The following is a 20,943-nucleotide window of genomic DNA, read 5'->3' as shown; positions in this document are numbered from 1 at the left end:
ACATTGCTCTACTCTCACGCGCATGTCGTGGACCCGCAGGTTCCCTGCCGTGCCGGCGGCGCTCCTCGCCGCCCTCCTCGCCCTCCTGTCACTCCTCGTCGCCGCGCCCGCCGCGAGCGCGCACGAGGAGCGCCCGATCACCCTTCCCGACGGCTCCGGATCGGTACCCGAGTACCGCACGGCGGAGCCCGACCTGATCGTCTGCAAGACCGACCGGCCCGCCTTCGAGCGCCGGATATCCGCCTTCCCCGAAGAGCTCAGGCAGCGCAACCTCGCCCTCTACGAGCGGTGCGAGAAGAGCGGCTACCGGCACCTGCAGGAGGCCGTCGACGCCGTCGACCGGCCCGGCATGAACATCGCGATCCTCCCCGGCCTCTACGAGGAGGAGCCCTCGCTGCCCAAGCCGACGGGGGAGTGCGCGGCGCTCAAGGCCCCCGAGTCCTCGCTCGGCTACCAGATCCTGTCCTACGAGCAGCAGGTGCAGTGCCGGCACAACCAGAACCTCGTCGCGATCCTCGGCAAGACGAACCTGCAGATCGAGGGCACGGGCGCGTCCCGCCTCGACGTGGTCGTCGACGCCAAGTACCAGAAGCTGAACGCCATCCGCGCCGACAAGTCCAACGGCATCTACTTCCGCAACTTCACCGCCCAGCGCACCACCTTCAACTCGCTGTACGTGCTCGCGGGCGACGGCTTCGTCATCGACGACGTGCTGACCCGCTGGAACGACGAGTACGGCTTCCTGACCTTCGCCAGCGACCACGGGCTCTACAAGAACTGCGAGTCGTACGGGAACGGCGACTCCGGCATCTATCCGGGCAGCGCCTCGAACATCAACGACGGCCGCGGCTACGAGGTCCCCCGCTACTCCATCGAGATCACCGGCTGCCGCAGCCACCACAACATGGTCGGGTACTCCGGCACCGCGGGCGACTCGGTGTGGGTGCACGACAACGAGTTCGACCAGAACATGGGCGGCGCCTCGATGGACAGCGCCTTCCCCGGACACCCCGGACTCCCGCAGAACCACGCCAAGTTCGAGCGGAACCTGATCCACGACAACAACCAGGACTACTACCGCCACGTCGCCGACGGCACCTGCGCCAAGCCGCCGATCGAGCGCGGCTACGAACGCGGCGTCGTCTGCCCGCAGATCTCCATGCCGCCGGGCACCGGAATCATCACCGCGGGCGGCAACTGGAACCTCTACGAGGGCAACTGGGTGTACGGCCACCAGCGCGCGGGCTTCTTCCTCAGCGCGGTGCCCGCCTTCATCCGCGGCGAAGAGGCGTGGTCGAAGCAGACGGACACCTCCCACCACAACCGCTACGCCGGAAACGTCATGGGCAAGGACAAGTCCGGTGCCGCCCGCCCCAACGGCATGGACGTGTGGTGGGACGGCCAGGGGCGCGGCAACTGCTGGCAGGACGGACCCGACGGCTCCACCCCGGGCACGGTCCCGCAGTGCGGTGAGCGCCGCGGCGCCGTCTCCGGGGCGTCCGCCCGCCTGGTCGGTGAACCGGTCAAGCTGGTCCAGCTCCTCGTCTGCGCCGACTACAACGTCCAGGCGCGCAAACTCCCGGCCGGCTGCGACTGGTACGGCTCGCGCGGCCTGGAGCGGGTGGAGACCCAGCTCGCGCTCGCCGTGGCGGCGGTACTGCTCCTGGTCGGCGGAGTCCTGTGGTGGCGCCGCCTGCGCGGCTCCCGTCTGGGCACGGCCGCCACCCTTGCCGGGCTCGCGGGCCTGGCCCTGGACGTGGCCGGCTCCACCATGCCCCTGACCGCCACCTTCGTCCCGGCGCTCGCCCTCCTCCTGCTCGGCCTGTGGTGGACCGGCGCCGGCCTGGTCCTGCGCGCCGACCGCCCCTGGCTGGCCCGCCTGACCCTGCTGCTGGCCGGGCTCACCCTGCTGGACGCCTTCGACAAGGCCGTCCTGATGATCCCCTGGACCCCCCTGAGCCCCGCCTGGGTACGGGCCCTGGTCGCCGTGGTCTGGGTCCTGTGGGCGGTGGTGGCCTCGGCCCGCCCCGGCACCCCGGCCCACCCGGCCGGCCCGGGCGAGGACCCCGCGGGCGACCGCGCCCCGGTCCCGGCAGGCCCCGCCCCGACCCTGCGCGCGGCGGCCCCCGAGCCCCCGGCGGCCCAGGACCCCACGCCGTGACCCCCGCCCAGGCCCGCCCCGGCCCGAGGAGGCCAGCCGTGACCCCAAGGCCCGACGGCGACCGACCGGCCGACGACGACCGGCTCGCCGATGACAACCGGCCCTGCTTCGCCAACCGGCCCGGAGAGGACGACCTGTCCCACGAGGGCAGTCGGTCCTACGAGAGCGACCGGTCCTACGAGGACAGCCGGTGCGACGCTTGCGGTACGCCGCCCCGCGCGGCCCGCAGGCTCGGCCGGACCGCCCGCGCCGCGGCCCTCCTCGCCCTCGCCCTGCTCCTGGCGGGCGGGGCGGTGACGGGCTGCGGCGGGCGGGCCACCACCCACCACAAGCCCGGCACCAGCCACGAGCAGGCCTCGGGTGACGTGGGCACCCTGCTCACCGCGACCGACGCCGTCGGCCACCGGCTCCGCGAGGTCCCGGCCCAGGGCGCGCCGGAGGTCCAGCTGACCGTCCGCCCCGACTCCGAGGACGGCTGGAACCTCCAACTGGGGGTGAAGAACTACCGCTTCACCCCCGACAGCACCGGCGGCGCCGCCCTTCCGGGCGCGGGCCACGCCCACTTGGAGCTCGACGGACGGAAGCTGGCCCGGCTGTACGGCCCCTGGTTCCACCTGCCCGCGGCGCAGGTACCCGAGGGCGCGCACACCCTGACCGTCCGTCTCTACGCGGACGACCACACCGCCTGGGCGGTCTCCGGCAAGCCGGTCGAGGGCACGGCCCAGCTCACCCCCTCCGCCGCCGGCCAGCCCGGCGGACACGGCCACGGTGGTGCACCGAGCCAGAGCGCGGCACCGGAGCAGGCCGACCGGACGGTCACCATCACCGTCCGGGACGGCAAGGTCAGCCCTGCCCCCGCCCGCACCGAGCTGCGGCGCGGAGAGCGTGTGGCCCTGCGCGTCACCAGCGACCGCGCGGACACGCTGCACGTCCACGGCTACGACAAGGAACTCGCCCTGCCGGCAGGCCAGGAGGCCACCCTGATCCTGACGGCCGACCGCACGGGCCTCTTCGAGGTCGAGACCCACGAGTCCAGCCTCGTCCTGACCCAACTCCTCGTCCGATGACCCGCCCCAGCCCCACCCCCGCTCCGGCATACCGGCCTGCCCCCGTCCCGGCACGCCGGCCTGAACGGGAGCCCGTGCCCCGGCCCGTGCCCGGGTCTGCGTCCCGGCCTGCGCACGAACCCGTGCCCCGGCCTGTGTCCGGGTCCGCGTCGAGGCCTGCCCGCGAGCCCGCGCCCCGGCCGGGGCACGGGTCATGTCCCGGGTCCGCACCCGGGCCTGTGCCCGCACCCGGGCCTGTGCCCGCACCCGGGCCTGTGCCCGCACCCGGGTCTGTGCCCGCACCCGGGTCTGTGTCCGCACCCGGGCCTGTGCCCGCGCCCGCGCCCGCGCCCGTGCCCGCGCCCGTGCCCGTGCCCGCGCCCGTGCCCGGGTCCGCGCCCGCGCCCGCGCCCGGGTCCGGGTTCGCGGCCGGGTTCGGGTATGCGTCCTCACCCGCGCCCGCGCCCGCGCCCGAGTCGGGGCCCGTGGTCCGGCCTGTGCGCCGACCCGCGCCCGGTTCCGCGCAGCGTCCCGTACCCGTACCCGGGCCCGCACCCCGGCCCGGTCTCCCGGTGGCGGCGGTCCCGCGCGTCGCCCCGGTCCGGCCGCCCGGACTCGGGCCCGAGTCCGGGATGCCTCGCCGCGGCGTCGGCTGGACACCGCCCCGGGCGGGCCGATGGTGAGCCCCCTCGGGTCGGGCTCCGCCCCGGGCGCCGGCGATGCTGGCCACGGCCAGGGCGTGGTCCTTCACCCGGCCGATCCGCTCACCTCGCTCGCGCACGGGATCGGGTCCCAGCACGATCTGCCGATCTCTCCCTTCTACGCCTTCGCCGGTGCCTTCGCCGCACTGTTCGTCTCCTTTCTCGCACTCGGCCTGCTCTGGTCCACCTCCCGCTTCCGTGGAGAGCGCTCGGGCCTCGCCCTGCCCGCCGCCCTCCAGCGGGTGGCCGACGCGCCCGCCACCCGGACCGCCCTGCGCGAGCTGGGGCTCGCCGCCGCGCTCGCCGTCCTGCTCCACCTCCTCCTCGGTCCCGACGACCCCGCGCACAACCCCGCTCCCGGTGCCGTCTACGTCCTCCTCTGGGTCGGACTCGTCCCCGCCTCCCTCCTCCTCGGCCCCGTCTGGCGCCTGCTCAACCCGCTCCGCACCCTGCACCGCCTGCTCTCCCGGGCCCTGCGTCGCCGCGGCCCCGGCCGCCCCCTCCCCGCCCGGCTCGGCCAGTGGCCGGCCGCCGCCGGCCTGTTCGGCTTCACATGGCTCGAACTCGTCGCTCCCGATTCCGCATCCACCACCACCCTCCTGATCGCCATCACCACCTACGCCACCGCCCAACTGCTGCTCGCCGCCCGCTTCGGCGAGCGCTGGTTCGACGACGGCGACGCCTTCGAGGCGTACTCCGACCTCCTGGCCCGGCTCTCCCCCCTCGGCCGTCGCAGCGACGGCCGCCTCGTTCTCCGTAACCCCTTCCACGGACTCGACGCGACACCCGAGCGGCCCGGACTCGTCGCCACCGTCTGCGTCCTCCTCGGGTCCACCGCCTACGACGGCTTCTCCGACAACCCCTCGTGGATCAACGTCCTCCAGACCTCCCCCCTGGGCCGCACCCCCACGGCCACACTCGGACTGCTCGCCTCCATCGCCCTTGTCGCCACCCTCTACTGCCTCTGCGCGGCGGCCACCCGCCTCGTCAGCGGCCCGCACCCAGGCCCCCTGACCGCCTTCGCGCACTCACTCGTACCGATCGCGCTCGGCTATCTCATCGCCCACTACTTCTCCCTCCTGGTAGTCGAAGGACCACGCACAGTAAGCATGGCACTCGGCACTGACAACGCCCCAGAACCCGTGCCGCCACTGGGTCCCGGCGGCCTCGCGGCCCTCCAGGTCATCGCCGTCGTCACCGGTCACGTGCTCGGCGTCGTCGCCGCCCACGACCGTTCCGTACGCCTCTTCCCGCCCGCCAGAGCGGTGGCCGGGCAGCTGCCGCTGCTGGCGCTGATGATCACTTACACAGTCGGAGGGCTCAGTCTTCTGCTGAACTGAGGCCCCCACCGAACCGAGAAGCGAGGAGCGGCATGATGGACCCCGTGCCTCCCGCCCACTCCCTGCGCCGTACGCCGATCCAGCAGCGCAGCGCCGACCGGCTCGCCCGGATCCTCGACGCCTGCGCCGACCTGCTGGACGAGACGGGGTACGAGAACCTCAGCACCCGCGCCGTGGCCCTGCGCGCCAGCGTGCCGATCGGCTCGGTCTACCGCTTCTTCGGCAACAAGCGGGCCATGGCCATCGCCCTCGCCCACCGCAACCTGGACCGCTACGTCGACGGCATCGCGGACCGGCTCGCCGACCTCCCGGCCACCGACTGGCGGCCCGTCGTGGACGCGGTACTCGACGAATACCTGGCCATGAAGCGCAGCGTTCCCGGCTTCGCCCTCGTCGACTTCGGTGTGCCCGCGCCGCCGGCCGAGGGGCCCGAGGCGGACCCCAACCACCAGGTTGCCGACCGTCTGACCGAGCTGCTCTCCGCGCACCTGGGCCTGACCCCCGACGCCACCCTCGAACGGGCCGTGCTCGTCGCCGTCGAGGCCACCGACGCGCTGATACAACTCGCCTTCCGCGCCGATCCGGCCGGGGATCCCGGCATCGTCGCCGAGACTCGCGCGATGATGCACGCCTACCTCGCCCGCGTGCTGGGCTGATCCCCACTCGTCCCGATCCCGGGTCGCGCTCCCGGTCTCGATCCCGGTTCCCGCCCCGGCCCCGGTCTCGATCCCGGTTCCCGCCCCTGCCTCGGTCCCGGTTCCATCCCCGGCCCCCGTCCCCCGGCCGGTTCCGCAGCCGCAACCGCAGCCGGGCGGTGCCGCGCCGGCTCGTACCCACTCGGTCCCGCACACCCCTCCCATCCATGCGTACCGGTCGGTATGCTCGATGCAGCCCGCGTGCCCGTGCCGCAGACCGCCGCCCCTGGAGGGCTCATGTCCCGCACCGCCCTGCGCATCTGTCCCCTCTGCGAAGCCACCTGCGGCCTCACCCTCACCGTCGCGGACGGCGCGGTCACCGGCGCCCGCGGTGACCGCGAGGACGTCTTCAGCCGCGGCTTCATCTGCCCCAAGGGGGCCGCGTTCGGAGCGCTCGACTCGGACCCCGACCGGTTGCGCAGCCCCCTCGTCCGCCGCGACGGCCGACTGCGGGAGGCCACCTGGGAGGAGGCGTTCGACGCCATCGCCGCCGCCGTCCCCGCCGTCGTCCGGGAGTACGGTCCCCAATCGGTCGGCGTCGTCCTCGGCAACCCGAACGTCCACACCATGGCCGGCGCCCTCTACCCGCCCCTGCTCCTCAAAGCGCTCGGCACCCGCAACCTCTTCACCGCCAGCACCCTCGACCAGATGCCCAAGCACGTGTCCAGCGGACTGCTCTTCGGTGACCCCTTCGCCATCCCCGTCCCCGACCTCGACCGGACCGACTTCCTGCTGCTCCTGGGCGCCAACCCGGTGGAATCCAACGGCTCCCTGTGCACCGCCCCCGACTTCCCGGGCCGGCTCAAGGCCCTGCGGGCCCGCGGCGGCACCCTCGTCGTCGTCGACCCGCGCCGTACGCGCACCGCCGCGCTCGCCGACCGCCACCTCGCGCCGAGGCCCGGCAGCGACGCGCTGCTGCTCGCCGCCCTCGCGCACACCCTGATCGAGGAGAAGCTCGCGGCCCCCGGCGCGCTCGAGGAACACAGCGAGGGCATCGGGGAACTCGGCGCCGCGCTCGGGAGTTTCACTCCTGAGGCCGTCGCACCCGCATGCGACCTCACGGCCGCCGAGATCCGCACCCTCGCCCGCGAGCTCGCGGCCGCGCCCGCCGCCGCCGTCTACGCGCGGATCGGCAGCTGCACCGTCGAGTTCGGCACGCTCGCGAGCTGGCTGGTCGACGTACTGAACGTCCTGACCGGCAACCTCGACCGGCCCGGCGGGGCCCTCTTCCCGCTCTCCGCGACGGCCCCCGCGCCCCGGCCCGCGGGCCCGGGCAAAGGGTTCGCCCTGGGCCGCTGGTCGAGCCGGGTGGCCGGCCACCCCGAGGTCAAGGGCGAGTTGCCCATGGCCGCGCTCGCCGAGGAGATCGAGACCCCGGGTGACGGGCGGATCCGGGTACTGCTCGCCATCGCCGCCAACCCGGTCCTGTCCGCACCCGACGGCGACCGGCTGGACCGAGCACTGGCCGGCCTCGACTTCATGGTCTCGGTCGACCCGTACCTGAACGAGACCTCACGGCACGCGCACGTCGTCCTGCCACCGCCGCCGCCCTCCCGCAGCGCCCACTTCGACTTCGCCTTCAACGGGTTCGCCGTGCGCAACCAGGCCCGCTACTCGCCCGCGGCCCTCCCGCCAGAGGAGGGGCTCATGGACGAGTGCGAGATCCACGCGCGCCTGATCCTCGCCGCTTCCGGACTGCACGGGGCACCGCCCGAGGCCGTCGACGAGCGCGTCGTCGCCGACAGCCTGGCCCGGGCCGTTGCCGACCCCCACTCACCCCTGCACGGCGGTGACCCGCAGCAGCTGAGCAGCCTGCTCACCGGCCGCACCGGACCCGAGCGGCGGCTCGACCTGATGCTGCGCACGGGCCCCTACGACCTGACCCTCGACGATCTGCGGCAGGCGCCGCACGGCATCGACCTCGGCCCGCTGCGGCCCCGGCTCCCGGGCGTGCTGAAGACCCGCAGCGGCAGGATCGAGCTGCTCCCGGACCCGATCGCGGCCGAACTCCCCAGGCTGCGCGCGGCGCTCGCCGACCGCCTCGCCGCCCTGGTGCTCGTGGGCCGCCGCCATCTGCGGTCCAACAACAGCTGGTTGCACAACGTCCCGGCCCTCACCGGAGGTTCCAACCGCTGCACCCTTCAGGTCCATCCGCAGGACGCGGACCGGCTGGGCCTCGTCGACGGAGGCCGGGCCAGGATCACCGCCGACGGCGGGAGCCTGGAGGTGCCGGTCGAGGTCACCGACGCCGTCCGCAGAGGTGTGGTGAGCCTCCCGCACGGCTGGGGTCACAACCGCTCCGGCTCGCGGCTGTCGGTCGCCGCCGCGGTGCCCGGCGTCAACGTCAACCAGCTGCTCGACGGCTCCCGGCTGGACCGGCTCTCCGGCACGGCGGTGCTCAACGGCTTCCCCGTCGAGCTCACACCCCTGCCCTGAGCTGCAGTTTTGCTCGTATTGCTCACGCGTAGAGGTCTTGTTGGCGCCAGAGGGGGGCACCTACCTTCCCCACATGCTGACCTTCCTCGGCTTTGCCATGATCGCGACCTTCCTGGTCCTGATCATGATGAAGAAAATGTCGCCCATGGCGGCGCTTGTCCTCATCCCCGCACTTTTCTGCGTGTTCGCAGGGAAGGGCGCGCACCTCGGCGACTACGTCATCGACGGCGTCGGCAAGCTCGCTCCGACCGCCGCCATGCTGATGTTCGCCATCGTCTACTTCGGCGTGATGATCGACGTCGGCCTCTTCGACCCGATCGTCCGCGGCATCCTGCGCTTCTGCAAGGCGGACCCGATGCGGGTGGTGGTCGGTACGGCCGTCCTCGCCGCGATCGTCTCGCTCGACGGCGACGGATCGACCACCTTCATGATCACCGTCTCGGCCATGTACCCGCTCTACAAGAGGCTCGGCCTGAGCCTGGTGGTCATGACGGGCGTCGCGGCCACGGCCAACGGTGTCATGAACACCCTCCCCTGGGGCGGCCCGACCGCCCGCGCCGCCACCGCCCTCAAGCTCGACGCCGCCGACATCTTCGTCCCGATGATCCCGGCCCTCGCGGTGGGTCTGCTGTTCGTGTTCGTCCTGGCGTACGTCCTCGGAGTGAAGGAGCGCCGCCGCGTCGGGATGCTGGCGCTGCCCGGCAGCGTGGAGCAGGAGACCGCCGAGGGGGAGCTGGTGGCGGCCGCTCCCGGTACCGCCGCCGCGGGCACGTCCACCCCCGGCGAGGGCTCCACCGGATCCCCCGCCTCCACCGCCGCCTCCGCCACCGCCCCCGGCCCCGCCTCCGCCACCGCCCCCCGAGGCGGTCAGGGCGCCGGCCCGGACGAGACCCCCGAGGAGGGCTTCCAGGGCCTGGATCCGCACCGCCCCACCCTGCGGCCCCGCCTGTACTGGTTCAACGCCGGCCTGACCGTCGCCCTGCTCACCGCGATGATCATGGAGCTGCTGCCCATCCCCGTACTCTTCCTGCTCGGCGCCGCCCTCGCCCTCACCGTCAATTTCCCGCACATGCCCGACCAGAAGGCCCGGATCGCCGCCCACGCCGACAACGTCCTGAACGTCGCCGGCATGGTCTTCGCCGCCGCCGTCTTCACCGGGGTGCTCACCGGAACCGGCATGGTCAAGCACATGGCCGACTGGCTCGTCGGAGCCATCCCGGAGGGCATGGGCCCGCACATGGCGCTGGTCACCGGCCTGCTCAGCCTGCCGCTCACCTACTTCATGTCCAACGACGGCTTCTACTTCGGTGTCCTGCCCGTCCTCGCCGAGGCGGGTGCCGCCCACGGGGTCTCCCCGCTCGAGATCGCCCGCGCCTCGCTCGTCGGCCAGGCGCTGCACATGTCGAGCCCGCTGGTTCCGGCCGTCTACGTCCTCGTCGGCATGGCCAAGGTCGAGTTCGGCGACCACACCCGGTTCACCGTGAAATGGGCGGCCCTGACCTCCCTCGTGGTCCTCGGGGCGGGGATGCTTTTCGGCATCATCTGACCTCCTGCACCCCCTGGTCAGCAAAAACTACCGACGCTAGTTTGTAGGGTGTTGGCGAGGTCGTATCTACGCGCTCGTGCGTGCTCGGGAGGAATGCCATGAAGGCCCACGACGGGATGTACATCGACGGCGCGTGGCGGCCCGCCGCCGGAAGCGAGCTGATCGAGGTCGTGAACCCGGCCGACGGCCAGGTCATCGCCCAGGTCCCGGCCGGTACCGGAGAGGACGTGGACGCGGCCGTACGGGCGGCCCGTGCGGCCCTCCCCGGCTGGGCGAGTACGCCTCCGGCCGAGCGGGGCGCGCTGATCGGCGCGCTCCGCGACGCACTGCTGGCACGCAAGGGCGAGCTGACCGACACCATCACCGCCGAGCTCGGGTCCCCGCTCGGCTTCTCGAAGGCGGTCCACGTCGGATCGCCGATCGCGGTGGCCGGCTCCTACGCCGAACTCGCCTCCTCGTACGCCTTCGAGGAGCGGATCGGTAACTCCACCGTGCTGCTGGAGCCGGTCGGCGTGGTCGCGGCCATCACGCCCTGGAACTATCCCCTGCACCAGGTCGTTGCAAAGGTGGCGCCCGCTCTCGCCGCCGGCTGCACCCTCGTCCTCAAGCCGGCCGAGGACACCCCGCTGACCGCACAGCTCTTCGCCGAAGCCGTGCACGAGGCGGGCATCCCGGCCGGAGTCTTCAACCTGGTGACCGGCACCGGCCCGGTGGCCGGGCAGGCCCTGGCCGCGCACGAGGGGGTCGACCTCGTCTCCTTCACCGGCTCGACCGCGGTCGGCAAGCAGATCGGCGCCACGGCCGGCGCCGCCGTGAAGCGGGTCGCCCTCGAACTGGGCGGCAAGTCGGCCAACGTCATCCTGCCCGGGGCCGACCTGGCCAAGGCCGTTGCGGCCGGCGTCGGGCACGTCATGAACAACACCGGCCAGAGCTGCAACGCGCTCACCCGGATGCTCGTCCACCGGGACCAGTACGAGGAGGCGGTCTCGCTCGCGGCCGCCGCCGTCGCCGACTACCCCACCGGCGACCCGCGCGAGGCGGGCACCCGCGTCGGCCCCGTCGTCAACGCCAAGCAGCACGAACGCGTCCGCGGATTCATCGCCAAGGGTGTGGAGGAAGGCGCGCGCCTGGTCGCGGGCGGGCCCGACGCGCCGCACGAGCAGGGGTACTTCGTGGCGCCGACGGTCTTCGCCGACGTCACGCCCGACATGACCATCGCGCAGGAGGAGATCTTCGGCCCGGTCCTGTCGATCCTGCGCTACGAGGACGAGGGCGAGGCCCTGCGCATCGCCAACGGCACCGTCTACGGCCTGGGCGGCGCCGTCTGGGCCGCCGACGAGGCGACGGCCGTGGCCTTCGCGCGCCGGATGGACACCGGGCAGGTGGACATCAACGGCGGCCGCTTCAACGTGCTCGCGCCCTTCGGTGGCTACAAGCAGTCGGGTGTCGGCCGCGAGCTGGGCCCGCACGGACTGGCGGAGTACCTCCAGACCAAGTCCCTGCAGTTCTGATCCCAGCCCGCCCGCCTGCCCGCCAGCCAGCCCGCCGAGCCCGCCCCGAAGACCGAAAGACGAGATGACGACCATGGTCCGCGCCGCCGTCCTGCCCGCCGTCGGAGCCCCGTTGGAGATACGGGACATCGTGCTGCCGGATCCCGGCTTCGGGCAGGTCCGGGTGCGGCTCACCGCAGCCGGGGTGTGCCACTCCGACCTCTCCCTCACGAACGGCACCATGCGTGTCCCCGTACCCGCCGTCCTCGGCCACGAGGGCGCGGGCACGGTCCTCGCGGTGGGGGAGGGCGTCACCCACGTCGCCCCCGGTGACGGCGTGGTGCTCAACTGGGCCCCGTCCTGCGGAGCGTGCCACCACTGCACCATCGGCGAGGTCTGGCTCTGCGCCACCGCACTCGCCGGGGTGGGCGCGGTCCACGCGCACGACGCGCAGGGCACCGCGCTGCACCCCGGGCTGAATGTGGCCGCCTTCGCCGAGGAGACCGTGGTCGCGGCCAACTGCGTGCTGCCCGCCCCGGCCGGGATCCCGCTTGCGGAGGCCGCTCTGCTCGGCTGCGCCGTCCTCACCGGCTACGGGGCCGTCCACCACAGCGCCCAGGTCCGCCCGGGCGAGTCGGTGGCCGTCTTCGGCGTCGGCGGTGTCGGCCTGGCCGCCCTTCAGGCCGCCCGGATCGCGCAGGCGGGTCCGGTCATCGCCGTCGACGTGTCCCCGGCCAAGGAGGAGCTGGCCCGCGCGGCCGGGGCCACCGAGTTCGTCCTGGCCTCCGACACCACCGCCCAGCAGATCCGTGCGCTGACCGGCGGCCGGGGTGCGGACGTCGCCGTCGAGTGCGTCGGCCGGGCGGAGACCATCCGGGGCGCCTGGGAGTCGACCCGACGCGGCGGCCGCACCACGGTCGTCGGGATCGGCGGCAAGGAGCAGCAGGTCACCTTCCACGCCCTGGAGATCTTCCACTTCGCCCGCACGCTCACCGGCTGCGTCTACGGCAACAGCGACCCCGCCCGCGATCTCCCGGTGATCGCCGAGCATGTCCGCGCGGGCCGCCTCGACCTCGGCGCACTGGTCACCGACCGCATCACCCTCGACGGCATCCCGGCCGCCTTCGACGCCATGCTGGCAGGCAAGGGAGGCCGCTCCCTCGTCGTCTTCGAGCCCGAGCGGACACAGTGGTAGCCCCACGGGATACGGGCGCCCGCGTCACGCCGTCTCCTTCAAGGCCTCGTACTGCAGGGACAGTCCGTCCAGCAGCGCCGTGAGGCCCGTTTCGAAGGCGCCCTCGTCCACCTCGCGCCCGCGTTCCGCGAGGAGGTGGGCCTGGCCGAGGTGGGGGTAGTCCGCCGGGTCGTATGCGGTTCGGTCGTCCACGAAACCCCGGGCGAAGGAGGCCACCGCCGAGCCCAGGATGAAGTACCGCATCAGCGCGCCGATCCGGGTCGCCTGCGCCGCGGGCCAGCCGGCCGCCGTCATGGCTCCGAACACCGCGTCCGCCAGCCGCAGCCCGGCGGGCCGGCGGCCCGGTCCGCGCGCCAGCACCGGCACGATGTTCGGGTGGTCCGCCAGGGCGTCCCGGTACGAGTGCGCCCACGCGTGCAGGGCCGCCCGCCAGTCCGCGCCGCCACCGTCGAACATCGACAGGTCGACCCGTGCGCTCACCGAGTCCGCCACCGCCTCCAGGATCTCGTCCTTGGTGCGGAAGTGGTTGTAGAGGGAGGGCCCGCTGACCCCGAGCGCGGCCGCGAGCCGCCGCGTCGACACCGCCTCCAGCCCCTCCGCGTCCACCAGGGCGCCGGCCGCCTCGATGATGCGGTCCCGGCTGAGAAGGGGCTTGCGCGGTCTGGCCATGCGCCACATAGTAGGGCCTGCCCGCCATAAACTACCGGTGCTAGTTAAAGGTCCCGGTCGCGCCCCGGAGGTACCCGGTGAATCTGGAGCTGAGCGAGGAGCAGACGGCTGTGCGCCGGCTCGCCCGTGAGTTCACCGAGCGCGAGGTCGTCCCGTACGCCGCCGAGTGGGACCGCGCCGAGAGCGTGGACCGGGCCATCGTGAAGAAGTTGGGCGCGCTCGGCTTCCTCGGCCTCACCGTGCCCGAGGAGTACGGCGGCTCCGGCGGCGACCACCTCTCCTACGTCCTGGTCACCGAGGAGCTCGGCCGCGGCGACTCCGCCGTGCGCGGCATCGTCTCCGTCTCCCTCGGCCTGGTCGCCAAGACCATCGCGGCCTGGGGTACCGAGGAGCAGAAGCGCTCCTGGCTGCCCCGCCTGTGCTCCGGCGACGCGCTGGGCTGCTTCGGTCTGACCGAGCCCGGCACCGGCTCCGACGCCGGCAGCCTCACCACCCGCGCCGTGCGCGAGGGGGACGCGTACGTCCTCGACGGCAGCAAGATGTTCATCACCAACGGCACCTGGGCCGATGTGGTGCTGCTCTTCGCCCGCACCGGCGACGAGCCCGGCCACCGCGGGGTCTCGGCCTTCCTCGTCCCCACCGGCACACCCGGGCTGACCCGCCGCGAGATCCACGGCAAGCTCGGCCTCCGCGGCCAGGCCACCGCCGAACTCGTCCTCGACGGCGTCCGCGTGCCCGCCTCCGCGATGCTCGGCCCCGAGGGCAAGGGCTTCTCCGTCGCCATGTCCGCCCTCGCCAAGGGCCGGATGTCGGTCGCCGCCGGCTGTGTCGGCATCGCCCAGGCGGCCCTGGACGCGGCGCTCTCGTACGCCGCCCAGCGCGAGCAGTTCGGCAAGCCGATAGCCCACCACCAGCTGGTCCAGGAGCTCATCGCCGACATCTCCGTCGATGTGGACGCGGCCCGGCTGCTGACCTGGCGGGTGGCCGACCTCATCGACCGCGGGCAGCCCTTCGCCACCGAGTCCTCCACCGCCAAGCTCTTCGCCTCCGAGGCCGCCGTGCGCGCCGCGAGCAACGCCCTCCAGGTGCACGGCGGGTACGGCTACATCGACGAGTACCCGGCGGGCAAGCTGCTGCGCGACGCCCGCGTGATGACCTTGTACGAGGGCACCAGCCAGATCCAGAAGCTGCTCATCGGCCGTGCCCGTACCGGGATTTCCGCCTTCTGAACCCGGTTCGCCCCCGCCCCCGCCCCCGCCCCGCTCCGCCGGGTGCAGGTGCCGGTTGAGTACCCGCATGAGTACGTGTGCGGATGTGTTCCCGCGCGGTCCGACCGATGCTCGACCCATGAACGAGACACCGGTCAAGCAGCAGAGCACGGGGGCGTACTACGGCCAGGCCGTCGCCTCCTTCGGTATCGCCATGGGCGCCGTGGCCGTGGGGATCTACAACCTCGAGACGAACGGCTGGGTGCGAGCCTTCCTCGGCATCGCGGTCCTGTACCTCACCACCTCGGCCTTCACCCTCGCCAAGGTGATCCGCGACCGCCAGGAGGTCACCCAGATCGTCAGCCGGGTGGACCAGGCCAGGATGGAGAAGATCATGGCCGAGTACGACCCCTTCTCGCCGAAGTAGCCGGCCCGGCTCGCTCGGCAACGCTAAGCGCTTGCTCACCCTCCGGTAAGGTGTTCACTTCCACATGGCGAAGAGGTGAGCGAGCGATGGACAGCGCGGAGGATACGGTCGACGGCTACCGGCCGTGGTCCGAGGTCACCCCCGACGCCGCACGGCGGCTGCTCGTCGCCGCCGTCGACGCCTTCGCCGAGCGCGGCTACCACGCCACCACCACACGTGACATCGCGGGCCGTGCCGGTATGAGCCCGGCCGCGCTCTACATCCACTACAAGACCAAGGAAGAGCTGCTCCACCGGATCAGCCGGATCGGCCACGACAAGGCGCTGGAGATCCTGACCATCGCCGCCGACGGTCCCGGCTCCGCAGCCGACCGGCTCGACGCCGCGGTGCGGTCCTTCGTACGGTGGCACGCGGCGCATCACACCACCGCGCGCGTGGTCCAGTACGAGCTCGACGCGCTCGCTCCGGAGCACCGCTCCGAGATCGTGGCGCTGCGCCGGCGGAGCGACGCCGCCGTGCGCCGCATCCTCGCCGACGGAGTGGCCGCGGGGGAGTTCGACGTCCCCGACGTGCCGGGCACCACGCTCGCCGTGCTGTCGCTGTGCATCGATGTGGCCCGCTGGTTCAGCGTGGCCGGGCAGCGCACCCCCGACGAGGTCGGCGGGCTCTACTCCGACCTCGTGCTCCGCATGGTGGCCGCGCGCCCGGCCCCCCAGAAGTAGTTCAGGCGCGCGTCAGAAGTAGTAGCGCGACACCGATTCCGCCACGCACACCGGCTTGTCGCCGCCCTCGCGCTCGACCGTGACCGTGGCCGTGACCTGTACGCCGCCGCCCGCCTCCGTGACCTCCGTGATCACAGCGGTGGCGCGCAGCATCGAACCGACCGGCACCGGGGCCGGGAAACGCACCTTGTTCGTCCCGTAGTTGAGGCCCATCCGCATGCCCTCGACCCGCATGATCTGCGGTACCAGGATGGGCAGCAGGGACAGGGTCAGGTAGCCGTGCGCGATGGTGGAACCGAAGGGTCCGTCCGCCGCGCGCTCCGGGTCCACGTGGATCCACTGGTGATCGCCGGTGGCGTCCGCGAAGAGGTCGATCCGCTTCTGGTCCACCTCCAGCCACCCGCTGGGGCCGAGCGGTTCGCCGATTCCGGCGTGCAGCTCCTCGGCGGACGTGAAGACCCTCGGCTCGGCCATGCCCTGCTCCTGTCTCTGGCGGATGTCCCGCTCGGATGTCCCGCTCGGATGTCCCGCTCGGATGTCCCGCGCGTGACCCACGCAGGCGACTCGCGGACGAATAAGCGCTTGCTCAGCATGCTGGGGGCCGTATGCGTATGTCAACGGACCTCCGACTACGCTCGGCGGGGTGCCGCAGATTCCCGAGAAAATCCACGAACTCACCGTCGGTCAGCTGTCCGCCCGTAGCGGCGCGGCCGTCTCGGCGCTCCACTTCTACGAGTCCAAGGGCCTGATCAGCAGCCGTCGCACCTCCGGCAACCAGCGCCGCTACACCCGCGACGCGCTGCGCCGCGTGGCCTTCGTCCGTGCCGCCCAGCGCGTGGGCATCCCGCTGGCCAGCATCCGCGAGGCACTCGCCCAGCTACCCGAGGAGCGCACCCCCAACCGCGAGGACTGGGCCCGTCTCTCCGAGGCCTGGCGCGCCGAGCTCGACGAGCGCATCACCCGCCTCGGCCGGCTGCGCGACCACCTGACGGACTGCATCGGCTGCGGCTGTCTGTCCATGGAGACCTGCGCACTGTCCAACCCGGACGACGTCTTCGGCGAGCGGCTCACCGGCTCGCGGCTGTAGCCGCCGCCTCCGCGACCATGTCGCGGGCCGCCGCCACCAGTTCGGCGTTCGACCGCGCCGGGCGCCCGCCGGGCAGCTGCGTCACGTCCCCTACGCCGGTCCGCACACCGGTGCCGCACCGCGCGGCCAGCCGCAGCACCGGCCAGGCGGCCGCGTCCCGCCCGTACAGCAGCACCGGCACCGGCGGCAGCCCGCGCAACCCCGCCACCAGGGCCGGATCGGCCGCCGCGAGCTCGGCCGAGAGCCGGACCCGCCCGGGCTCGCGCACCGGCCAGGCCAGGAACCGGGCCAGCGGTTCCGGCCCGGCCGGGCCGCCCATGGGCACCACCGCGTCCACCGCCACCCCCCGCGCCAGCAGGGCCCGGGCGAGCTCGCCGGCCCCCGGCTGCCCGAAGTCCACCACCGCCCGGTCCGGCAGCACGGTCCACGAAGCCACCCGCTCCAGCCGCCCCGCGGGATCGGGCTCGGCCGCAATGCCCACCGACACCGAAAGCGCTACGCCGACCCCCGTGCGCCGCAGCACCTCCAGTACCGGTCCGACCACCCGCGGCGAGAGGCTCTCCCGCCCGCACGGCGTCCGCGGGTGCACCAGCACCTCGCCGGCCCCGGCCGCGACGGCCGCCAGGGCCGACTCCGCCAGAGCCCCGGGCGACATCGGCACGGCCGGGCCGTCGCCCGCGTCCCGCGAGCCGTTCAGCGACACCGCCACCGCCACCGGCGCCGCTGCCTGTGACGCCACCGCCGCCGGCACCGAAGCGGGCCGCGACGACGGCCTCACGCCGCTTCCCCGGTGGGGATGTCCGCCAGGGCCGGTCTGGGCACCACGATCCCGCAGCCCGCGCACACCGGCCCGTCCCAGGCCAGCGCCCCCGCCCACGGCCCGAGCGGAGCCACCTCCGGCCAGTGCAGTTCGGTGTCCCCGCAGACCGGGCACCCCGTCCCCGGCTCCGACTCCAGCGCCCGCACCAGCCTCCGCAGCACCTCGCCCAGCGTCCCCTCCGGCCGCACCCCCGGATCCGCGCAGCGCACCACGGCGTCCCCGCTCCCGCCCCACGCCCACTCCGGGCGGCGCAGACCGTGGTGCTTCTCCCGCCGGCGCCGTTCCGCGAACTGCCGCTCGTACTCCAGCCAGACCGCCCGCGCGTCCTCCAGCTCCTCCAGTGCGGCGACCAGCCGCAGCGGATCGGCCCCCCGGTCCTCGGGAGCGATCCCGTGCCGGTCGCACAGGTGCCACCACGTGGCCCGGTGCCCGTACGGCGCGAACCGCTCCAGGCAGCGGCGCAGCGAGTGGCGCCGCAAGGCCCGGTCATTGCGCGCGTCGCGCACCTGGTAGGCCAGACTCCGGAATCCCGCCATCACACCATCACCTCCGCCGATGTGCCCAACATGCCCGGTCGGAGGCGGGCGCATGCGGGGGCGGTCGAGGCGTGCGGGTGGCACATGGCCAGAAGTCAGCGCCCCATGCGCCCCGCCGCCACCACCAGCCGGGCCAGCTCCTCGTGGCAGATGTCGCTGTGCGCCCCCGACGGGGCACCGCCGCGCCGCACCACGGAGCCCGCGTCCACGCTGACGCAACCGGCCGTCGGCACCCCCTCGCGCAGGGCGGTGTCGAGGCTCAGCCGGGGCGCACCCGGGACGGCCCGGACCCCGTCGTGACCGATCGCGCCCCACCGCTCGTCGAATCCCAGCAGACCGGCCGAATCCCCTGCCATCCGGGACGCCAGCGGGTAGAAGACCTTGAGTGCGGAGTCGTGCGGGGAGTGGCATGCGACGACCGGCCCGTCGACCCTGCGCTGGAGACCGCGCAGGGCGCCGCCGTTGGCCTTGTCGTGCGGCAGCCGGTCGGCGAACGCGTAGTGGGAGAAGGCGCCCTGGAGCAGGGTCACGGACTTCACGTAGCGGGCCCGGTCCGGCACCGCGCGCAGCGAGAAGGACACCACCCGCGCCCCGAAGCTGTGCCCCACCAGATGGAAGCGCAGGGCGGGACGGACGGCCGCCAGCTGTGCGAGCACCGGGCCGAGGCCGCGTTCGCCGACCACACCCGCCCGTTTCTTCATCTTGTAGTACGTCGCCTGCCGCAGGAGCTCCTTGGCGCCGCCCCACAACCCGCGCAGCCCGCTGCCGGCCGTGAAACCCGGCCCGTCGGCCGTCAGGCCCTGACCGTCGGCGTCCGCCGAGGCCGGGGCGCCCGCCCGGAGCAGGGCCACGGACAGGGCCCGGCACACCTCCAGCACGTCGTCCGTGAAGATCGCGGGGACCTCCGGAGCGACCGCCGCGGGTACCGCGTCCACCCCGGCCAGCTCGCGCACGAGGGCGCCGAACTCGATGAACGCGGCCGCCGAGTCCGGCCGCTCCTGCAGCAGTTCCGCCACCCGGTCCAGCTCCGCCCGCCGCTCCGGCCAGAACTGCCCGAGCGCCCGTCGGGTGTGGGGGTCCAGGGCGTAGGGGTCCGGAGCGATGCCCTCACCCGGTGCCGCGAGGGCGCCGGGTGCGTCGAAGTCCGGTATCGGCTCGTCGGAGAACCGCATCGCGGGCCAGACGACACCCACGTATCCCAGGCGCACCCCCGACCCCACCAGCCCCGGGAAGGGGGCGAAGAACCGGTCGTAGAGCCGCGTCGCCGTCGAACGGTCGCTGTTCCAGCCGTGCGCGAAGACCAGCAGGTCCGTGGCCTCCATCCGCGCCACGGCTCCCTGCGTGACCCGGTCCACGTCCCCCTCGGAGTCGAAGGTCAGCTCGGCGTACGGCCCGACCCCGATCCCCGCTCCGCCGCCCACGCCGGCCCCGAGCCCGACGCGGGCCCCGGCCCTGATCCCGTCCCCGATTCCGAATCCGACACCGATGTCCGCCATGACGTCCCCCTCCACGCCGTGCCTCCGGTGCCGTCAGCATCCTGCTGCGGCGCCCGCCCGGCCAGCCCCCTGACGCGGTCGGCTCACGGGTAGAGCAGGTACCCCGCGCGCACCGCCCCGAAGCGCGCGAGCCCGGCCGCCCAGTCGCCCGCGACCTCGTCCACGTCCGCACCCGCGTCCACCAGCGTCCGCACCCGGTCCGAGCCGGTCAGTCTGTCGATCCAGTGGTCCGCGCGCCAGCCGAAGCCGCTCCACACCCGCCGAGCCGTGATCAGCAGCCCGATACCGGCCCGAACCGGATCGAAGGCCTCCCGGTCGTGCACGATGAGCCGGACCCCGCCGCACACCTTCCCCACGTGCTTGGAGAACGTCGGGGTGAAGTACGCCTCCCGGAACCACACCCCGGGCAGCCCCAGTGCGTTCGCCGCCTCCGCCCACCGCCGGTCGATGCCCTCCGCGCCCACCACCTCGAAGGGCGTGGTGGTCCCGCGCCCCTCGGAGAGGTTGGTCCCCTCGAACAGGCAGGTGCCCGCGTACGCGAGGGCCGTGGCCGGTGTCGGCATGTTCGGGCTCGGCGGCACCCAGGGCAGCCCGGTCCCGTCGAAGAACGACTCCCGCCGCCACCCGGACATCGCCACCGTCCGCAGCCGGGCCGGCCGGTCCGTCAGGAACTCGCCGTTGAAGAGCCGGGCCAGTTCGGCCGCCGTCATCCCGTGCGCCAGGGCGATCGGCTCCCGGCCGACGAAGCTCGCGTACGGCCGCTCCAGTACGGGCCCCGCGGCTCGCCGGCCGCCCACCGGATTGGGCCGGTCCAGCACCACCACCGCCTTGTCGGCGAGCGCGGCCGCGCGCATGCAGTCGTAGAGGGTCCAGATGTAGGTGTAGAAGCGCGCCCCGACATCCTGGATGTCGAAGACGACGGTGTCGACCCCGGCCGCCGTGAACACGTCCGCGAGCTTCTGCCCGCTCCTGTCGTACGTGTCGTACACCGGCAGTCCGGTCGCCGGGTCCCGGGAGGCCCCCTCGGAGTCGCCCGCCTGCGCCGTCCCGCGGAAACCGTGCTCGGGCCCGAACACCGCGACCAGGTCGACCCGTTCGTCGGCATGCAGTACGTCGACCAGGTGCCGGGAATCGGCGGTGATCCCGGTGGGGTTGGTGACCACCCCGACCTTCTGTCCGGCCAGTGCGGCGTACCCGTCGGCGGCGAGCCGTTCGAAACCGGTGCGGACCCGGTCGGCCGCTGCGGTGACCCCGCCCGCCCCGGGCTTGGTGGCCCCGCCGGGGCCGGCCGCTCCCAGGGCGCCCGCCGATCCGATGGCCCCCGCCAGCCCCAGCACCCCGCGTCGCGACAGCGTCATCCGGCCACGC

Annotated in this window: 18 protein-coding genes; 12 read left to right on the top strand and 6 right to left on the bottom strand. The window is 73.5% G+C overall.

Annotated features, from left to right (window positions below; genetic code table 11):
• Positions 1-22: 22 nt before the first annotated feature.
• From OG444_RS09485 to OG444_RS09450, 8 genes are all read left to right on the top strand, one after another.
• Positions 23-2,161 (top strand): right-handed parallel beta-helix repeat-containing protein, encoded by a 2,139-nt coding sequence (locus OG444_RS09485; RefSeq protein ID WP_327261738.1) that lies wholly within the window; start codon positions 23-25, stop codon positions 2,159-2,161.
• Between the two features lie 38 nt (positions 2,162-2,199).
• Positions 2,200-3,228, top strand: a complete 1,029-nt coding sequence (locus OG444_RS09480) for a hypothetical protein (protein ID WP_442810477.1) — start codon at positions 2,200-2,202, stop codon at positions 3,226-3,228.
• Positions 3,229-3,946: 718 nt separating this feature from the next.
• Positions 3,947-5,248, top strand: a complete 1,302-nt coding sequence (locus OG444_RS09475; protein WP_327261737.1) for a hypothetical protein — start codon at positions 3,947-3,949, stop codon at positions 5,246-5,248.
• 35 nt (positions 5,249-5,283) lie between these two features.
• Positions 5,284-5,904 carry a TetR/AcrR family transcriptional regulator gene (locus OG444_RS09470; RefSeq protein WP_327266701.1) on the top strand — a complete coding sequence of 207 codons (621 nt, stop codon included), beginning with the start codon at positions 5,284-5,286 and terminating at the stop codon, positions 5,902-5,904.
• Between the two features lie 276 nt (positions 5,905-6,180).
• On the top strand, positions 6,181-8,379 hold the full coding sequence (locus OG444_RS09465) for a molybdopterin oxidoreductase family protein (protein ID WP_327261736.1): 2,199 nt from the start codon (positions 6,181-6,183) through the stop codon (positions 8,377-8,379).
• A 73-nt stretch (positions 8,380-8,452) separates the two neighbouring features.
• Positions 8,453-9,925, top strand: a complete 1,473-nt coding sequence (locus OG444_RS09460; RefSeq protein ID WP_327261735.1) for a CitMHS family transporter — start codon at positions 8,453-8,455, stop codon at positions 9,923-9,925.
• 98 nt (positions 9,926-10,023) lie between these two features.
• Entirely contained in the window at positions 10,024-11,436 is a 1,413-nt protein-coding gene (locus OG444_RS09455; RefSeq protein WP_327261734.1) for an aldehyde dehydrogenase family protein, read from the top strand.
• Positions 11,437-11,509: 73 nt separating this feature from the next.
• Positions 11,510-12,610 carry a Zn-dependent alcohol dehydrogenase gene (locus OG444_RS09450; protein WP_327266700.1) on the top strand — a complete coding sequence of 367 codons (1,101 nt, stop codon included), beginning with the start codon at positions 11,510-11,512 and terminating at the stop codon, positions 12,608-12,610.
• 24 nt (positions 12,611-12,634) lie between these two features.
• On the opposite strand, the gene OG444_RS09445 is transcribed toward OG444_RS09450, so the two are convergent.
• Complete coding sequence (locus OG444_RS09445) at positions 12,635-13,279, bottom strand: TetR/AcrR family transcriptional regulator (protein ID WP_327261733.1); 645 nt, start codon at positions 13,277-13,279, stop codon at positions 12,635-12,637.
• 77 nt (positions 13,280-13,356) lie between these two features.
• Between OG444_RS09445 and OG444_RS09440 the strand changes: the two genes are divergently transcribed.
• The 3 genes from OG444_RS09440 (at position 13,357) to OG444_RS09430 (ending at position 15,636) form a co-directional block, all read left to right on the top strand.
• Positions 13,357-14,508 (top strand): acyl-CoA dehydrogenase family protein, encoded by a 1,152-nt coding sequence (locus OG444_RS09440; RefSeq protein ID WP_327261732.1) that lies wholly within the window; start codon positions 13,357-13,359, stop codon positions 14,506-14,508.
• A gap of 118 nt (positions 14,509-14,626) precedes the next feature.
• On the top strand, positions 14,627-14,914 hold the full coding sequence (locus OG444_RS09435) for a YiaA/YiaB family inner membrane protein (protein ID WP_327261731.1): 288 nt from the start codon (positions 14,627-14,629) through the stop codon (positions 14,912-14,914).
• Between the two features lie 86 nt (positions 14,915-15,000).
• The gene (locus OG444_RS09430; protein ID WP_327261730.1) at positions 15,001-15,636 is read left to right on the top strand and encodes a TetR/AcrR family transcriptional regulator; all 636 of its coding nucleotides are present in this window, start codon (positions 15,001-15,003) and stop codon (positions 15,634-15,636) included.
• Between the two features lie 12 nt (positions 15,637-15,648).
• Here OG444_RS09430 and OG444_RS09425 read toward each other — a convergent pair whose 3' ends face one another.
• Positions 15,649-16,110 carry a MaoC family dehydratase gene (locus OG444_RS09425; RefSeq protein WP_327261729.1) on the bottom strand — a complete coding sequence of 154 codons (462 nt, stop codon included), beginning with the start codon at positions 16,108-16,110 and terminating at the stop codon, positions 15,649-15,651.
• A 169-nt stretch (positions 16,111-16,279) separates the two neighbouring features.
• Here OG444_RS09425 and soxR point away from each other — a divergent pair, with 169 nt between their 5' ends.
• Positions 16,280-16,723 (top strand): redox-sensitive transcriptional activator SoxR, encoded by a 444-nt coding sequence (gene soxR / locus OG444_RS09420; RefSeq protein ID WP_327261728.1) that lies wholly within the window; start codon positions 16,280-16,282, stop codon positions 16,721-16,723.
• Here soxR and OG444_RS09415 read toward each other — a convergent pair.
• From OG444_RS09415 to OG444_RS09400, 4 genes are all read right to left on the bottom strand, one after another.
• Positions 16,704-17,462 carry a 3-keto-5-aminohexanoate cleavage protein gene (locus OG444_RS09415; protein ID WP_327261727.1) on the bottom strand — a complete coding sequence of 253 codons (759 nt, stop codon included), beginning with the start codon at positions 17,460-17,462 and terminating at the stop codon, positions 16,704-16,706. The two genes, soxR and OG444_RS09415, sit on opposite strands and share 20 nt — an antisense overlap.
• A 35-nt stretch (positions 17,463-17,497) precedes the next feature.
• A complete protein-coding gene (locus OG444_RS09410; RefSeq protein ID WP_327261726.1) occupies positions 17,498-18,079 on the bottom strand; it encodes a hypothetical protein in 582 nt (193 codons plus the stop codon).
• Between the two features lie 95 nt (positions 18,080-18,174).
• On the bottom strand, positions 18,175-19,575 hold the full coding sequence (locus OG444_RS09405) for a serine-threonine protein kinase (protein WP_327261725.1): 1,401 nt from the start codon (positions 19,573-19,575) through the stop codon (positions 18,175-18,177).
• Between the two features lie 83 nt (positions 19,576-19,658).
• Complete coding sequence (locus OG444_RS09400; protein WP_327261724.1) at positions 19,659-20,933, bottom strand: exo-beta-N-acetylmuramidase NamZ family protein; 1,275 nt, start codon at positions 20,931-20,933, stop codon at positions 19,659-19,661.
• Between the last annotated feature and the right edge of the window lie 10 nt (positions 20,934-20,943).

It is taken from the genome of Streptomyces sp. NBC_01232, from assembly GCF_035989885.1.
Classification (GTDB): Bacteria; Actinomycetota; Actinomycetes; order Streptomycetales; family Streptomycetaceae; genus Streptomyces.
This window is presented reverse-complemented; position numbering and strand designations above follow the sequence as displayed.

Bases quoted from the DNA above. Each gene is read 5' to 3' on its own strand.
- OG444_RS09485 (WP_327261738.1), top strand. From the start codon at position 23: ATGTCGTGGACCCGCAGGTTCCCTGCCGTGCCGGCGGCGCTCCTCGCC.
- OG444_RS09470 (WP_327266701.1), top strand. From the start codon at position 5,284: ATGGACCCCGTGCCTCCCGCCCACTCCCTGCGCCGTACGCCGATCCAG.
- OG444_RS09465 (WP_327261736.1), top strand. From the start codon at position 6,181: ATGTCCCGCACCGCCCTGCGCATCTGTCCCCTCTGCGAAGCCACCTGC.
- OG444_RS09460 (WP_327261735.1), top strand. From the start codon at position 8,453: ATGCTGACCTTCCTCGGCTTTGCCATGATCGCGACCTTCCTGGTCCTG.
- OG444_RS09455 (WP_327261734.1), top strand. From the start codon at position 10,024: ATGAAGGCCCACGACGGGATGTACATCGACGGCGCGTGGCGGCCCGCC.
- OG444_RS09450 (WP_327266700.1), top strand. From the start codon at position 11,510: ATGGTCCGCGCCGCCGTCCTGCCCGCCGTCGGAGCCCCGTTGGAGATA.
- OG444_RS09445 (WP_327261733.1), bottom strand. From the start codon at position 13,279: ATGGCCAGACCGCGCAAGCCCCTTCTCAGCCGGGACCGCATCATCGAG.
- OG444_RS09435 (WP_327261731.1), top strand. From the start codon at position 14,627: ATGAACGAGACACCGGTCAAGCAGCAGAGCACGGGGGCGTACTACGGC.
- OG444_RS09430 (WP_327261730.1), top strand. From the start codon at position 15,001: ATGGACAGCGCGGAGGATACGGTCGACGGCTACCGGCCGTGGTCCGAG.
- OG444_RS09425 (WP_327261729.1), bottom strand. From the start codon at position 16,110: ATGGCCGAGCCGAGGGTCTTCACGTCCGCCGAGGAGCTGCACGCCGGA.
- OG444_RS09410 (WP_327261726.1), bottom strand. From the start codon at position 18,079: ATGGCGGGATTCCGGAGTCTGGCCTACCAGGTGCGCGACGCGCGCAAT.
- OG444_RS09405 (WP_327261725.1), bottom strand. From the start codon at position 19,575: ATGGCGGACATCGGTGTCGGATTCGGAATCGGGGACGGGATCAGGGCC.
- OG444_RS09400 (WP_327261724.1), bottom strand. From the start codon at position 20,933: ATGACGCTGTCGCGACGCGGGGTGCTGGGGCTGGCGGGGGCCATCGGA.